The organism is Enterococcus sp. 22-H-5-01 (genome assembly GCF_050310005.1).
Taxonomy (GTDB): Bacteria; Bacillota; Bacilli; order Lactobacillales; family Enterococcaceae; genus Enterococcus_A; species Enterococcus_A hailinensis.
Map to the genome: position 1 here is coordinate 709,143 of NZ_CP189993.1, position 16,234 is coordinate 725,376.

The 16,234-nt window shown below is 37.2% G+C and carries 14 protein-coding genes; 1 reads left to right on the top strand and 13 read right to left on the bottom strand.

Going from position 1 to position 16,234, the window contains the following annotated elements; translation table 11 throughout:
- Nucleotides 1–37: 37 nt before the first annotated feature.
- From tdcB to clpB, 6 genes are all read right to left on the bottom strand, one after another.
- Nucleotides 38–1,045, bottom strand: a complete 1,008-nt coding sequence (gene tdcB / locus ACQKTA_RS03540; RefSeq protein ID WP_427814214.1) for a bifunctional threonine ammonia-lyase/L-serine ammonia-lyase TdcB — start codon at nt 1,043–1,045, stop codon at nt 38–40.
- Nucleotides 1,045–2,154: an alanine dehydrogenase gene (gene ald, locus ACQKTA_RS03545; protein WP_407857280.1), complete on the bottom strand. Its 1,110-nt coding sequence runs from the start codon at nt 2,152–2,154 to the stop codon at nt 1,045–1,047. Before ald ends, tdcB begins: the two co-directional genes overlap by 1 nt.
- A 429-nt stretch (nt 2,155–2,583) precedes the next feature.
- Entirely contained in the window at nt 2,584–3,021 is a 438-nt protein-coding gene (locus ACQKTA_RS03550; RefSeq protein ID WP_427814215.1) for a Fur family transcriptional regulator, read from the bottom strand.
- 93 nt (nt 3,022–3,114) lie between these two features.
- A complete protein-coding gene (gene cysK, locus ACQKTA_RS03555) occupies nt 3,115–4,044 on the bottom strand; it encodes a cysteine synthase A (protein WP_427814216.1) in 930 nt (309 codons plus the stop codon).
- A 191-nt stretch (nt 4,045–4,235) separates the two neighbouring features.
- Nucleotides 4,236–5,093: a glucosaminidase domain-containing protein gene (locus ACQKTA_RS03560; protein ID WP_427814217.1), complete on the bottom strand. Its 858-nt coding sequence runs from the start codon at nt 5,091–5,093 to the stop codon at nt 4,236–4,238.
- 261 nt (nt 5,094–5,354) lie between these two features.
- A complete protein-coding gene (clpB, locus tag ACQKTA_RS03565; protein ID WP_427814218.1) occupies nt 5,355–7,958 on the bottom strand; it encodes an ATP-dependent chaperone ClpB in 2,604 nt (867 codons plus the stop codon).
- Nucleotides 7,959–8,116: 158 nt separating this feature from the next.
- Here clpB and ACQKTA_RS03570 point away from each other — a divergent pair, with 158 nt between their 5' ends.
- On the top strand, nt 8,117–9,127 hold the full coding sequence (locus tag ACQKTA_RS03570) for a zinc-binding alcohol dehydrogenase family protein (RefSeq protein WP_427814219.1): 1,011 nt from the start codon (nt 8,117–8,119) through the stop codon (nt 9,125–9,127).
- 22 nt (nt 9,128–9,149) lie between these two features.
- On the opposite strand, the gene ACQKTA_RS03575 is transcribed toward ACQKTA_RS03570, so the two are convergent.
- The 7 genes from ACQKTA_RS03575 to nrdR all read right to left on the bottom strand — a co-directional run bounded on the left by ACQKTA_RS03575 (nt 9,150) and on the right by nrdR (nt 16,201).
- Nucleotides 9,150–10,178 (bottom strand): lysylphosphatidylglycerol synthase transmembrane domain-containing protein, encoded by a 1,029-nt coding sequence (locus ACQKTA_RS03575; RefSeq protein WP_407857285.1) that lies wholly within the window; start codon nt 10,176–10,178, stop codon nt 9,150–9,152.
- A 98-nt stretch (nt 10,179–10,276) separates the two neighbouring features.
- Nucleotides 10,277–11,506 (bottom strand): peptidase T, encoded by a 1,230-nt coding sequence (gene pepT / locus ACQKTA_RS03580; protein WP_332580103.1) that lies wholly within the window; start codon nt 11,504–11,506, stop codon nt 10,277–10,279.
- A 23-nt stretch (nt 11,507–11,529) separates the two neighbouring features.
- Nucleotides 11,530–12,651 carry a Nif3-like dinuclear metal center hexameric protein gene (locus ACQKTA_RS03585; protein WP_427814220.1) on the bottom strand — a complete coding sequence of 374 codons (1,122 nt, stop codon included), beginning with the start codon at nt 12,649–12,651 and terminating at the stop codon, nt 11,530–11,532.
- Nucleotides 12,632–13,345, bottom strand: a complete 714-nt coding sequence (locus ACQKTA_RS03590; RefSeq protein WP_427814221.1) for a tRNA (adenine(22)-N(1))-methyltransferase — start codon at nt 13,343–13,345, stop codon at nt 12,632–12,634. The genes ACQKTA_RS03585 and ACQKTA_RS03590 overlap by 20 nt, the downstream gene beginning before the upstream one ends.
- Before the next feature lie 119 nt (nt 13,346–13,464).
- Nucleotides 13,465–14,391 carry a primosomal protein DnaI gene (dnaI, locus tag ACQKTA_RS03595; RefSeq protein ID WP_332580100.1) on the bottom strand — a complete coding sequence of 309 codons (927 nt, stop codon included), beginning with the start codon at nt 14,389–14,391 and terminating at the stop codon, nt 13,465–13,467.
- Nucleotides 14,391–15,716, bottom strand: coding sequence for a replication initiation and membrane attachment family protein (locus tag ACQKTA_RS03600; protein WP_427814222.1), 1,326 nt, complete (start codon nt 15,714–15,716; stop codon nt 14,391–14,393). The genes dnaI and ACQKTA_RS03600 overlap by 1 nt, the downstream gene beginning before the upstream one ends.
- Before the next feature lie 11 nt (nt 15,717–15,727).
- The gene (gene nrdR, locus ACQKTA_RS03605) at nt 15,728–16,201 is read right to left on the bottom strand and encodes a transcriptional regulator NrdR (RefSeq protein ID WP_071858394.1); all 474 of its coding nucleotides are present in this window, start codon (nt 16,199–16,201) and stop codon (nt 15,728–15,730) included.
- Nucleotides 16,202–16,234 lie beyond the last annotated feature (33 nt).

Below are 16,234 nucleotides of genomic sequence, written 5' to 3' on the forward strand. Positions count from 1 at the left end.
GAAGTAACGGAAATCCCGCTACTTCTTTTTTGCAGTCTTATTTTAATTCGTTTGCTACAGAGAAGTGTCCAATAACATCTGTGATACGTTTTAAGTCTACGTTCCCGCCAGATACGACAGCAACTACTTTTTTACCATTTACGTATTGATCAACTTTTCCAGAAAGAATTGCTGCAGTCGCCAAAGCGCCCGCACCTTCAACGACGATTTTAGTACGTTGGATTAAGTCTTTCATCGCTAATTCGATTTCTTCTTCCGATACAGTAACCGTATCATCGACTAAACCTTCAACAACTTCGAAAGTTAGATTGCCTGGGAATTCTACTGCACATCCATCAGCGATCGTAGCTGATTCTTTGTGTCCGACTTTTTTGCCTTCACGGAATGAAGCAGTCATCCCATGAATGTTATCTGCTTGAACACCAATGATATTGATATTTGGGTTGAATGTTTTCAACGCTACTGCGATACCCGCGATTAATCCGCCACCGCCGACAGGAACAACAACTGTATCGACATCCCAGATAGAATCTAAGATTTCAAGACCGATTGTTCCTTGTCCAGCCATTACGTATTCATCATCGTAAGGAGGAATATATGTTACGCCTGTTTCTTCAACGATTTTTTCGCAATAAGCTTTAGCTTCATCAAAACCTGAACCATGAAGAATAACTTTTGAGCCGTATCCTTCAGTTGCTTCAACTTTTGCTTTCGGAGCAGTTTCCGGCATTACAATCGTGCTTTCGATTCCTAATAATCTAGAAGTCAAAGCAACACCTTGAGCATGGTTACCAGCAGAAACAGCGATAACGCCTTTATCTTTTTCTGCTTGTGTTAAATGAGCGATTTTATTAAACGCACCACGGAATTTAAACGATCCTGTCAATTGCATATTTTCTAATTTCAAGAAAACTTGTCCACCAGTTTGAGCAGTCAAGAACATTGATTGAATCAATGGTGTTACACGTCCGTATTGTTTTACAACATTTTTCGCTTCATGGATATCTTCAATTGTTACAGGTAATTTTGTAAATACATCTGTCATTACAGAACATCTCCCACTTCAGTATAAGGAACATCAATTGAATCTGCTAATGCTTTAGAAACTACTTTACCATTGTAAACACTTAAACCTGATACTAATGATTCGTCTGATTTCAACGCTTCATCCAATCCTTTGACACTCACATCTTTAAGGAATGAGATATTTCCTTTTGCCAAAGCAATTGTTGCTGTTCTTGGAGTTGCACCTGGCATATTTGGAACAGCGTAGTGGATAACGCCATGTTTAGTAAATACTGGATCAGCATGGTTTGTTGGTTTGTCGATTGTTTCCACAGTACCACCTTGGTCGATTGCAATATCAACAATAACTGAACCTGGTTTCATTGATTCAACCATATATTCTTTAACTAATTTTGGTGGTTTAGCTCCTGGAATCAAAACAGTTGAGATAAATACATCTGCTTCTTTGATTTTATCTTCTAAGTTTTCAGTATTTGAAACAATTACATCAACGTTATGATCTTTGTAACGATCTTGTAATTGTTTGATACGATTTTCGTTTACTTCAAGAATGATAACGTGGCAACCAATTCCTACAGCCATATCCGCTGCATTTTCTGCTGCGTTACCGCCGCCTAAGATGACAACTGTTCCAGCTTCAACGCCTTCGATACCTGGAAGTAAGATTCCTTCACCGCCGTGTTGTTTTTCAATGTAGTATTGACCTAAGTTAACGGCACGACGACCAGCGATCGCACTCATTGGTTTTAACAATTCAAGTACACCATTGACTGAAATATTTTCTCCTGATAAAGCAGTTACGCCTACTTCCATCATTTTTTCCACACATGCTTTGTTTGCAGCTAAGTGTAAGAAGCCCCAAATAATTTGACCTTTTTTGAAATAGTGATATTCACTTTCCATAGGTTCTTTAACTTTTACGATTAAATCAGCAGTCCACGCTGTATCTGTATCTACGATTTTACCGCCAGCTTCAACATATTGTTCATTAGTAAAGCCAGAACCTGCACCAGCATTATCGTCAACTAGTACTTCATTTCCTGCTTCAACTAAAATTTTTACATTTTCAGGTGTCATGCCTACGCGTGCCTCACCTTGTTTTGGATCTTTAATTACGCCAATTTTCACGGTAAATCACTCCTAATATATTTTATATTATTATGAAGTTCTCTTGGGAACATGTTTAATATATCACAATCACTTTTTTAAGCAATAATTGGTCTATAAGTGTTATTAATCTCTCATAGAAGATTGTTTATTATTCATTTATTTTAAAGACAATAAACAAAAAACACCTTATTATAAGGATTTATAAATTAAAATTTTATCATTTTAATTTATAAATTTCTCTTTAAAATGTTTTGACGGTGAATAAAATTGCAATCGTTATCAGATTTTTTTGTGATATCTCTCATAAGTGGGTGTCTAATATTTCTGATAACAAATGAAAACGCTCCGCTTTTTCGTTGATCTATCAGCTTTTTGCGCTTTGTGGATTTTCTAATCAAATTTTTGCTAGCGCTCATAAAAGAAAGAGCATAAAAAAAAGCCGAGGAATTATTCCTCAGCTTTTTTTTGACAATCCGGACAAAGTCCATAAACTTCTAGACGATGATTATTAACTTCGTAACCTGTTAGCTTACTAGAAGCCATCTCTACATCTTCTAATCCTGGATAAAAGAAATCAACAATCTTTCCACATTCTGTACATATCGCATGATAATGACGCCGATTCGTGAAATCAAAACGACTAGCGGCATCACCATAATTCATTTCTTGTACAATCCCGATTTCGACAAATTTTCTCAAATTATTATAGACAGTCGCTACACTCATATTAGGAAAGCGGCTTTCTAATGAACGGAAAATCTCATCGGCTGTTGGATGGCTGCGATAATCGATTAGATATTCTAAAATGGCATATCTCTGCGGCGTTATCCGAATTCCTCCGGCCTTTAATTCTTTGACGGCTTGGTCAACTGCCTCATTTACCATACAAGCCCCTCCTGTTTATATTATCTTTTAAAATGATACTATTATTCAGGGGGAAATACTAGGCAGATTCAAAAATTAATAACTTTCATAAACTTATTGGTTGAATTGGAACAATTCAGTTGATAAGTAGCGTTCTCCATTATCTGGCAATAACACTAATACTTTTTGATTCGAAGACATCTTTTTAGCAATTTCAATTCCAGCAAACAATGCCGCTCCCGAAGAAATACCGACCAGAATGCCTTCTTTTTTAGCAATTTCTCTCGCTGTTTCCATTGCATCGCTTGCATTTACTGGTAATACTTCATCATAGATTTCACTATTTAAAATACTGGGTACAAAACCAGCACCGATTCCTTGGATTTTATGAGGACCCGGCTGACCACCTTCTAATACTGGCGATTCTTCAGGTTCCACGGCATAAATTTTTACATCTGAATACATTCTTTTTAGCTCATTTCCAATACCTGTGATTGTTCCGCCGGTACCAACACCAGCAATAAACGCATCCAATCCATTCTTTTCAAAAGCATTAGCAATTTCTCTTGCAGTTGTTCGTTCATGAACCTTAGGATTCGCAGGGTTATCAAACTGTGCCGGTACGAACCAATCATTTTCTTCTGCGAGTTCTTTCGCTTTAGCGATCGCCCCCTTCATACCATCTGGCCCTGGAGTCAAAACAAGCTCTGCACCATAAGCCTGCATCAATTTACGTCGTTCTACACTCATTGTTTCTGGCATAACTAAAGTTACAGGGTATCCTTTAGCCGCTCCGACCATCGCCAAACCGATGCCTGTATTTCCTGAAGTAGGCTCAACGATTGCCATCCCTGGTTTTAATTTACCAGTTTTTTCTGCATCTTCGATCATACTCAAAGCGATTCGATCTTTTACGCTACCACCAGGATTAAATGATTCTAGTTTTACGTAAATTTTTGCACCTTCATCAAGTCCTAAATTTTTCAATTTGATGATAGGTGTTTCTCCGATTGTATCTAAAATAGAATTATAAATTTTTGTCATAATTATTCGCTCCATCCCTTACCATATGTAAGTACATAGTAACGAATAAATGAGATTTTTACGAGAATTTAGTCTTTTTGGAATCGATATCATCTCATCTTAATTTAATTTTTGTTTTTAGAAAAATCAAAATCTATTTATTAATAAATTTCCGCGTAAAAAAAAGACGAGAAATAAATTCTCGTCTTTTTTTAAATTGAAATAGTATCTCCAGGCATAATTGTTACCGACTCCGAAGACCAGCCGTTGTCAGCTATCAATTGATCAACACTGATACCAAACTGTTCAGCGATTCCCCAAACAGAATCTCCAGATTGGACTGTATACATTTGACCACTTGATTGTGACGTCGATGTCGTCGTTGTAGTAGTTGTTGTCGTTGTTTGTGTTGAGGTGGTTTGAACTGCTGTTCCAGCTCCCGGTGTATCGAAACGTGTTAAATTATACGTTTGGATCAATGAGATCAATTTGCTAGCATAACTTGGATCTGTCGCATAGCGTCCTGTTAAATAAACTGCCGCATCTTGATAACTATTTGTATGGCTTTTTCGTGCACCTGCGTAATAATTACCAGTTAATAAAGTCGCATGTGCTTGAAAAGATTCCGCATAACTATTATATACAGCAAACGGTTCATTCATAGTTACCCATTGTCCATTTAAATATTCTTGCGTGCTCATCGTAACAGACGGGCCACCGCTATATTCTTTTACTCCAAATAAATTATAATATGGCGCACTCGATAATTGTGATGATCCGAATCCAGTTTCAACTAATGCCTGTGCAACCATGATTGATGCATATAGATCATTTGATGAAGACACTTGCATTGCAGATGCTCCCAATTGCTCGATAAATGCTGATTGATTTTGTGTTTGAGCTGTTTCAGCAGCACTTACTTTTACAGCATTCAGACTGATTGCTGCTGGCGAAAGAATCATAGCTGTACCTAATAATGGTACCGTTCTTTTCGCAGCTTTCACGCGCTTAGCTTTTTGTTGCTGCTTCATATAGTTATATTTTTCTATTCGTGATTTGAATTGGTTCATTATATAGTATACCTCCAGGAATCCTCGACTAAGCTCTTATTTGCTTCCTTTTAAAGTATAAGCTAAGAATGCGATGCAAACAATTTAATCACTGTAAATTCACTAATTTGTCATTAATTCGTAATATACGTAATGAGAATGTTGTTATTTATTTTTTTCAATAGCTTGCTTTTTATAAAATTAATGAAATTTTCGATTATTATAAAAAAAGCGATAACTCCATTTAATTGAAGTTATCGCTTTTTTGTTTACATAATTAAATTATATATCTGCTGTTTCATTTTGGAAAACAAGTTGATCATCTAGTAATTCAATAGCTACTTTGGTTTTCGGCAAAACTCGACCTGCAATGATTTCTTTTGCTAATGGTGTCTCTACCTCTCGCGTAATGAATCTTTTTAGTGGCCGAGCTCCGTATTGTGGTTCATATGCTTGTTCTGCGATCCAACTCTTCGCATCTTCAGTAATTGCTAATTGTATTTCTTGTTCTTCTAAGCGTTTAGAAAGGCCTTGAATAATTTTTTCAACAATTCCTTTAACGTTTTCTAAACTCAATGGTGTAAATAAAATCGTATCATCGATTCGGTTTAAAAATTCTGGCTTGAAGTGACCTCTCAATAAATTCAAAACTTGTTCTTTGGTCGCTTCAGGGATCGTCCCTTCTTCAGTCACACCATCTAACAATACTTGAGAACCGATGTTACTAGTCATAATCAAAACAGTATTTTTAAAATCGACTAAGCGACCTTTAGAATCTGTCAAACGACCATCATCTAAGACTTGCAACAAAATATTAAAGACATCTGGATGTGCTTTTTCAATTTCGTCGAGCAAAATAATCGTATACGGATTACGACGAACTGCTTCTGTTAATTGACCGCCTTCTTCATAGCCAACGTAACCTGGAGGTGCCCCGACCAAGCGAGAAACAGAATGTTTTTCCATGTATTCACTCATATCGATTCGTACCATGTGGTCTTCTGAATCAAATAAATTTTCAGCTAAAGCTTTAGCTAATTCTGTTTTACCGACTCCAGTTGGTCCTAAGAATAAAAATGATCCTAACGGTCGATTTGGATCTTGCAAACCCGCACGAGAACGAAGAACAGCGTCACTAACAGCGTCGACGGCTTCGTCTTGTCCAATTACACGTTTATGCAGCGTACCGTTCAAACTTAGGAGTTTTTCACGTTCGCCTTCAACTAATTTAGTTACTGGAATACCGGTTAAACGGCCCACGACTTGTGCAATTTCATTTTCGGTTACAGATTCTTGGACCATTCTGATATCATTTTGTTTATTTTTTTCTTCCAGTTCAGTTAATTCTTGTTCCAATTTTGGTATCGTTCCATGTCGAAGAACGGCTGCTCGTTCTAAATCATAGTTGTTTTCTGCATATTCCAATTCATGTTTGGCTTGATCAATCTCAGCTCGTTTATTGGAAACTTCATTGACTTCTTCTTTTTCGGTTTCCCATTGAAGTTTCATCGCATTTGCTTCTTCACGAAGGTTAGCTAATTCCTCTTGTAAGTTTTCTAAACGTTTCTTGCTGGCATCATCGCTCTCTTTTTTCAAGGCTGCTTCTTCGATTTCTAATTGCATCAAACGACGAGTGACTTGATCAAGCTCTGTCGGCATAGAGTTCATTTCGACACGAATACTAGCACTGGCCTCATCGATCAAATCAATTGCTTTGTCAGGTAAGAAACGATCCGTAATATAGCGATCTGATAATGTAGCCGCCGCTACTAAGGCATTATCATGAATATTTACTCCATGGTGGATCTCAAAGCGTTCTTTTAGTCCCCGTAAAATACTGATCGTATCTTCAACGGTCGGTTCCTTGACTAGTACTTTTTGGAAACGACGTTCTAAAGCTTTGTCTTTTTCCATATATTGACGGTATTCATCTAATGTTGTTGCTCCGATCAAATGTAATTCTCCACGAGCTAACATTGGTTTCAATAAGTTTCCGGCATCCATGCTACCTTCTGTTTTACCGGCTCCGACGATATTATGAATTTCATCGATAAACAATAAAATTCGTCCATCTGATTTTTTTACTTCTTTTAAAACGGCTTTCAATCGTTCTTCAAATTCGCCCCGGAATTTTGCTCCAGCGATCAACGAACCCATATCTAATGAAAAGACTGTTTTGTCTTTTAAATTTTCCGGAACATCTTTACGAACGATCCGTTGCGCTAGCCCTTCCACGATCGCCGTTTTGCCCACACCGGGTTCGCCGATCAATACCGGATTATTTTTAGTTTTCCGAGAAAGGATCCGAATAACGTCGCGGATTTCTTCATCACGACCGATAATCGGATCTTGTTTTCCATTTTTAACTTGTTGAACTAAATCAACTCCATATTTTTCTAAGGCTTTGTATGTTTCTTCTTGGTTTTGCGAAGTCACACGATCTCCTCCCCGCATCTCTTCAATATTTTTTTGAATCTCTTTTTCATTGATTCCTTGTTGATTCAAATACTTCGTTAAAGGATAATTTTTTAGTTTCATTAACGCTAAGATGACGATTTCGGTTGACAAAAAGTCGTCTTGAAATTTTTCTCTTAATGAATCTGCTTCATTTAACAGATTGAATAGATTTTGACTTAAATTTTGTCCATATTGAACATTTCCACCACTAACTGTTGGGTATTCATCCAACAGATGATCTACTTCCTGTTCAAAACGATCAACATCAAGCCCAGCATCTGTATAAAAATTTCTACCAAAATGATTTGGTTGTAAAAAAATTTTCCATACATGGGCGATATCGATTTCTTGGTGGTGTCTAGTTACTGCTATCTGCTGCCCTTCAGCAATTGTTTCTTGTAAAGTCGTCGTCATTTTTTCGATATTCATAAACATACCTCCGACATTATTAATTATTTACAAATCATAGTATATATCATTGGTCAGTAAAGATCAAAAGATATACTCACCAAGTATTAATGTTTATTATTGGGAAGAAAAACGAAATAATGCTACAATTCTTTCATTACTAGAAAGAGAGTGATTCAATGATTTCTCGTGTGATCGGCTTTGAAAAAGGATTCCAACTGTCGAATGGAAACCATTTTGAAACATATGAAGTAATGCTTCCTAAATTAAATAAATTTGATGTAGTCGTAAAAAATTTAGCTACATCGATCAATCCTGTAGATACTAAACTTAGGCAAAGTGGGAAAGGAACCGCACAACCACATGTATTAGGTTTTGATAGTGTCGGTATTATCACTCAAATTGGTAGTGACGTTGAAAAATTACAAGTCGGTGATCGGATCTTTTTTGCTGGCACAACGACACGTTATGGCAGTTACAGCGAACAACAAGTAGTGGATTCTCGAATTACTGCAAAATTGCCAAGCGACCTTTCTACTGATAGCGCTGCAGCATTACCGTTAACTTTTATTACTGCTTATGAAATGCTATTTGAAAAAATGAATTTGATTCCCGAAGAAAAACAAAATGAAGGTACACTTTTAATTATAAATGGGGCCGGCGGCGTTGGTTCAGTGGCGACTCAATTAGCTAAATGGGCTGGTTTAACCGTAGTCACTACTGCTTCTCGTAAAGAAAGTAAAGCTTGGACCGAAAAAATGGGTGCTGATCATGTTATCAATCATCATAAAGATTTGACAAAACAATTATCAAAACTAGGGTACAAGAGCTTGCCTTACATTTTGATTTTGCATTCTACAGATCGCTATTTTGATGAAATGTGCGACTTACTTGAACCTTTTGGTCATTTAGGTTCGATCGTCGGTGCTACCAAAGATTTAGATATGACAAAATTAAAAAATAAATCCGGCAGTTTCGATTGGGAATATATGTTTTCAAAAACAGATCATGATTTCAATGTCGCTTCTCAAGGAAAGATTTTAGAATTTCTTGTTGAGTTGCTTCAAGAAAAAAAAATCCAAAGTACCTTAACAAAAATAATTCCTGGTTTTTCGCCGGAAGTTTTTTATCAAGGTCATCAAATCGTTGAATCAAACGAAATGATCGGTAAATTAGTCATTCATTATTAAAAAAAGAAAGCTAACGCGAGCGTTAGCTTTCTTTTTTTACTGCTTTGATTTCATGTTTAATTTCACGTTGCTTGGTAATGAAAACGTAAACCATTCCAATCAAAAATGGCATCAAATAAGTTGCATAACGATACAACAGCAAGGATGAAACAGCATCGACTTTACCGATGACATGGCGGAACAATAATACATAAACAAATTCGAATCCACCAATCCCTCCTGGTGCTGGTAAAACACCTCCGATAATGACTGAAAAACTGATCAACGCTACCGTTAATAGCAAATCGATTTGAGGATGATCATGAACTAGGATAAAAAATGGAATACTATACCAGACAGCTAATTTAGCCATATTTGAACAAAATACACGAATGACCGCATTTCGATCATGGATAAAGGTCTGGATCGCTTCTCTTAGTGAATAAATTTGTTCATTCAAACGATCAACGATATCTCGTAATTTTTGCTTTTTCAAAAAACGATTGCAAATACGAACAAAGAAGACTTGCGCATTGATATTTAAGCTTAGAATAAGCAAGGTTGAGATAATCAAAATCGTTACTGCAATTCCCGCGATCACCCAGACAATACCATTAGCGATTTGAGCCTGGATAGCGTTGCTCTTGATAAACAGAAAAAAGATTGCCCAAACGATCAATGCGATTTTATATGTGATCATCCGCAAGGTGCTCGTCCCTGTGCCTTCAGAAAACTTCAATCCTTTTTTATGATAATAGATCACTTCAGCAACAATTGATCCTGTTCCAAATGTTACTACTCGATAAAAGGTCGAGTATGCTGAGGCAAAAAAACCATCTCTAATAGTAAATTTAGGATTAAATTCACCAGCGATTGTTTTGATCGAATACCCTTCAATTATTTGACTAACTACTCCTAATACCGTTACTCCAACCAACACCGGCAATGATGTTTTTCCTAATTCAGTAAATATTTCGCCTAACGAATCACGAATCACAAAAATAATGATTCCAATCATGACTATAAATAGGCCAATATTTAAAATCAGTTTACGACTGACTGATAAATTCATTGATTTCCCTCATTTTTCATTTATTACTCTAGCCTAACATACGGTCCGCCGCAAAAAAAGAAAAAGCGCTAAGTTTCCTTAGCACTTTTTCAAAAAAATTATTTCCCGTTATTCTCAACGATTTTGACGATCACATCGACAGCTTTTTCCATTGTTTGTAATGAAACAAATTCAAAACGTCCATGCATATTTTCTGCACCAGCAAAAATGTTTGGTGTAGGTATTCCCATAAATGAGATCTTAGAGCCGTCTGTACCACCACGAATTGGTTCGATCAATGGTGTGATACCCACTTCTTCCATCGCACCTTTTGCTAATTCAATCACGCTCATATCTTTTTCAATGATTTCGCCCATATTATAATATTGATCATACATATTGATTTCAACACGTTCTTGATCAAATTGACTATTCATTTTTGCTTGAAGATCGGTGATGATTTGTTTACGTTCTTCAAATTTATCACGGTCATGGTCACGAATAATGTAAGTCATTTTTGCTTCTTCCACATTACCGTCTAAGGCTAATAAGTGGAAGAAGCCTTCACGACCCTCAGTTTTTTCAGGACGATCTGCTTCTGGTAGTTGATTGTGGAAATCGATTGCCATTTGCAATGCATTGATCATGGTATTTTTAGCTGTTCCTGGATGAACATTCTTACCATACATAGTGATTTCAGCTTGGGCAGCACTAAATGTTTCGTATTGCAATTCACCGATTGGTCCGCCATCCATTGTATAGGCAAAATCCGTGTTGAATTCTTTGACATCAAACTTATCTGCGCCGATACCGATTTCTTCATCTGGACCAAAACCAACTCGTACTTCCCCGTGTTTGATTTCTGGATGTTTAATCAAATATTCCATCGCTGTCATGATTTCAGCAATCCCGGATTTATCATCTGAACCCAATAACGTTGATCCATCTGTTGTGATCAATGTTTGGCCTGAATAATTTTTTAAGTTAGGAAAATCTTTGGTATTTAACGTGTATTTTCCATCAGCGTCTAATTTGATCGTTGATTCGCCATCATAGTTTTCAACGATTTGAGGATTTACTCCTTTTGCATTGAAATCAGCTGTATCCATGTGAGAGATAAAACCGATCGTCCGCGCTTCTTTATCTAAATTACTTGGTAAAGTTGCAATGACATAGCCATTTTTTTCATTATAAGAAATATCGCTCATGCCGATTTCTTCTAATTCTTTCATCAACTCATGTGCAAAAGCAACCTGTGTTTGTGTTGATGGTGTGGTCGTACTTGTTGCATCTGATTGAGTTTCTGTCTTCACGTAGCGTAAAAAACGCGGTAATAAATTTTCGTACATTTTTCTCTCTCCTTTAATGCTGTTTATTTAAATGAGAATGGATTGGTCGATGTTTCAGAAATAAAGAAATCAACGCTCCAACCTTCTTCATTTTTCCATTGTTCAAATAGTTCCACCATTTTTACTTTGCATAACGACTCAATATAATGACCTGGATCAATTACTAACATGCCCGTTTCCTGCATATCATGGGCCGTATGATAATAGACATCGCCTGTGATATAAACGTCGGCCTCCGCGGCTACAGCATTGCGATAAAATTTCTCGCCACTGCCCCCGCAAATCGCAACTCGTTTAATGGTTTCTTTTTCTTTGTGCGGATAAACGACGCGCAAACCAGATAAATCAAACGTCTTTTTGACTTTTTGAATAAATTCTTCGGTCGTCAACGCTTGTTCCAATTCACCAACTCGACCGATACCATAGGTTTGCGTTAGATTATCTAAAGTATAAACATCGTAAGCTGGTTCTTCATATGGATGTGCTGCGAGCATTGCTGTAATAATTTGTTTTTCTTTTGTTTCTGGAAAAACCACTTCGATTTTACTTTCTTGGACTTGTTCCGGAACATTTACTGAACCGATTGTCGGATTTGCAGCCGTTTCAGGCGTAAAACGTCCTGTTCCATTGATAGTAAAAGACGTAGCATGATAATTCCCTTGTTCTCCAGCCCCAGCTGTTGATAATACTTCGCGCATTTTTTTTGCTTCTGTTTGTGGCGTATAGACAGCAAGCTTTTTCATTTTTACTGTGTGTGTCGGAATCAGATAGCTTGTATCTTTTACAGATAAAAGCTCACAAAACCAATCATTCAATCCACTATCGATGATATCCATATTCGTATGGGCGGCATAAACCGCAATATCATGTTTAATCAGTTCTGCATACATATTTGTTTGGATATCATCTGTGACTAACCGATCGATAGGCCGAAAAATCGGCGGATGTTTTACTATCAGTAAATCAATCTTTTTTTCGATTGCTTCGGCAACAACTGCTGGACGAACATCTAAACTCATCATGATTCGCTCAACTTGTTTGTTCAAAGTACCGATATGCAGGCCAACTGGGTCGCCGTCTTCTGCTAGCCATTCTGGACAATAGTCATTAAAACGTCGAATAAATTCAATCCCTTGCACTGGCAATTACCTCCTGGATCCACGTAATTTCTTGTTCTACTTCTTTGATTTTATCAGCCACATCTTGATCGCTGCGTTTTAGACTTGCTAATATTTTTTCACTTTTGATCAATTTGTGCTGCCATTTTTCAATAAAAATCTGATTTTTTTCTTGTAATAATCGTGGACCAAAAAATAACTCTTTTAATGAATAGGTGGTGGCGGCAGTATTTTTTTCAGCTACGATAATTTCATAAACTTTTTGATTTTCTTCAAGGATTGATTCAGCGATAATCGTATAACCTTCTTGAACTAGCCATTCACGTAATTGGCGTTCCCCAACATTTGGTTGTAAAATCAAGCGTTCATTACCAGATAGGCGTTGCTGTTCTTTTCCTCGTTGTAAAATATCTCGAATCAAAACACCGCCCATACCACAGATAGTGATTGCTGATACCTCATCCGCTAAAGTGACTGCTTCTAGGCCATCCGCTAAGCGAACATCGATTTTATCTACTAAACCATTTTTTGCTACTTGACGTTTGGCTGATTCAAAAGGACCTTTAACTACTTCACCGGCAATTCCATATGAAATTTTATTTTGTAACATCAAAGCGACAGGCAAATAAGCATGATCAGAGCCGATATCTGCCAGTCTAGCTCCTTGAGGTACATATTCTGCAGCTTTTTGTAAACGCATTGATAAGTCTTTGGCATTCATTTAATCCACATCCCATTTTTAATTATAACACTCATTAAAAAAAAGCCCCCTAAAAAAGAGCAAAATGATAGCGCTTTTTAATAGGGTATTAGCTTTTTTCTTAGAAAAATTTCTTTTTTTTAACCATTTCGGCGATTTTCACCAATCACCCAAACTTCTCTACTTAAATATCGAACGCGTTCCATGATCCGTTTTGCTTTTAACGGTTCTTCATCGCCGCGCTGTGTAACGGATAGATGTTGCTCCAATTGATTCATATTGAAATTCGATGAAAAAAAGGTCGGTAATTGTTCTTGCATTCGATGTTGTAAAATGACACCTAAGACTTCATCGCGAATCCAAGCGCTCATCGAATCGGCTCCGATATCATCGATCATTAAAATCGGTGCTCGCTTGACTTCATCCAATTTAGGACCAACTTTATCATTTGAGATCGCTTGTTTCATCTCACCCGCAAATGTTGGAAAATGAATCAAGGTCGTTTCAAAACCCTTAACAGCTAATTCGTGGGCAACCGCACCTAATAAATACGTTTTACCTACACCGAAATCCCCAACTAAATAAAGTGCTTTATGAAAATTTCTAGGATTCTCTTCATATTGATTAATAAAATCTAAGGTTGCTTCTAATGCTTCACTTCGACCCGAGGTCACTTCAAAATTACGGATGGAAGCTTTACGAATATCTTTTGGCATATCAACAGAATTCACCCGATTGCGGATCTCTTCTTCACGTTTGCGGCGAAGCAAGTCATCTGTCGGCACATACGTCACATCGATAAAGTGAAAATTCAAACTCAATTGCGGCTCATAGCCTGGTGCGATCATCGTCGGATCTGAATTCAAATATTTTTTCTTTTCTTGGACGAATTCGTATAGTTTTGCAAAAGACTTTTCAATGTCTTCTTGTGTCAGTTTTGCTTTATGCACTTCGATGAATTGATTCACGTCCGGATCAGCTAACACTTCTTCCATCATTTGTCGGTAACGACCATCGACACCGCGACTTTTAATGATGCGATTTAATTCTTTTCCTACATCTTCCATTAATCGTCACCTTCTTTGTTTAAATATGCTGCTAATTTACGATTCAGCTCAGCTTCCTTTTCAGGGCTGAGTTTTGTTTCTTTTGGCGGTTGTTTGATATGTTCAGGCAGTGCCTCTTTTCGTCCGGCTCCTCTTTTTTGATAACTTGGCCGAGTCGCTTGCGGTTTACGAACAAGCTTTTGATTGTTTTCTCGAACATGATTAATCGCATCTTCCGGCGTTGCGATTTTCTTTTGGGCCCAATCATTAGCAATCGCATTGAGATAGTTCGCATTGATCACTGCTTGATTTTGGATGACTAAAATATAATTGATGATGATATTGATCACACTCTTCGGTAATAGATTCCGACCAATCAGTTCTTCTAATAAACGGACTTCCGTATTTGTCTCAAAGCCGCCTTTTTCACGTTTGATAGCTCTTAAAAAAGTAACTGGCGCAATTTTTTTACTTTGAGCAATAATTTCTGTTTCTTGGGGTGAAAAATTATTTTCAGCACTCGTTGATTTCTCAGTAGACTGTTCTTTCACCTTTGTCGCTTCTGCTGCAACATTCGGCCGTTTTTCTTTGTTCATCAATTGACGTAAGTAATTAAAGTTCAGGCCATTTTTTTCACCCGCACTTGCTTTAGCTACATATTCAGCTAAGTCAAGTTCGTTCAAACCATAAAGTGTTTGAAAAGTTTGTAGTTTTTCTCGTTCTTCAATCGTTAAAATCAAATTGAACCGGCGCAATTGTTGACTGAAAAGCGACCAGTCAAAATCACTTTTTTCTGTAAAATCATCTTGTGTTTGTTCTAGGATCTCACTCTGGCTAGCAAAGGCTTGTTCATCTAAACGATAGACTTCTCGAAAGCGTTTAGTAATATTTTGGGCTTCAGACCTATCGATCATTTTAGGTTTGAAACGTTCAACTAAACGCCCATAGCGACGTTTGCCGATTTTATCCATCAATAAATAAGACATTAAAGGATCTTGGAAAAATTTTTCCGGCGTTAATGGCGCACGCAAAGCATAAAGTAATTGCATCCCTAATTCCGGGTCTTCCTTTTGATACGTTTCTAATAACCCGATACCTTCTAAGTGTTCTCGTGCTTTTAAAAAGTGCATCAACCCAGTATCGATTGCGGATAAAAGATCAGCGTGCATAAAACTAGCGCTCATCCCTTCTGCATCAATATCACTTTTCATTGTAAAATAAACACTTAATGCAACACTACCGATAATCGGTTGGTATAAATACACTAAGGCATCACGCTTGCTTTCATCGAGCTGTGGCTCACCATAAACAGTGTAAAAGGTGCTAGGTTTTAATTCTTCTGCCACAAAAAAGCCTCCTAGTCATTATCTGTTGATTTTGCTTTATCAACAATTTCTTGTAATTCTTTCAAAAAGACGGACATATCTTTGAATTGTCGATAAACACTTGCAAAGCGGATATAGGCAATCTCATCAACACTCATCAAATCTTCCATAACAAATTCTCCGATTTTACTCGTTGGCATTTCATTTTCTCCCATGCTGCGTACACGATTTTCAACATGATCAACGATTTGTTCCATCTGCTCCATCGCAACTGGGCGTTTTTCCGCTGAACGAATAAGTCCGCGTAAAATTTTATCACGGCTGAACTCTTCACGATCACCATTGCGTTTTACTACTAATAAAGGAACGACTTCGATTCGTTCAAAAGTTGTGAAACGAAATCCACAATTTTCGCATTCTCTACGACGACGGATCGCACGTCCATCGTCCGTTTGCCGGCTATCGATCACTCGAGAATTATTATGATTGCATTTTGGACAACGCATATTCTCCCCCACACTTTCTTGACTATTTATAAA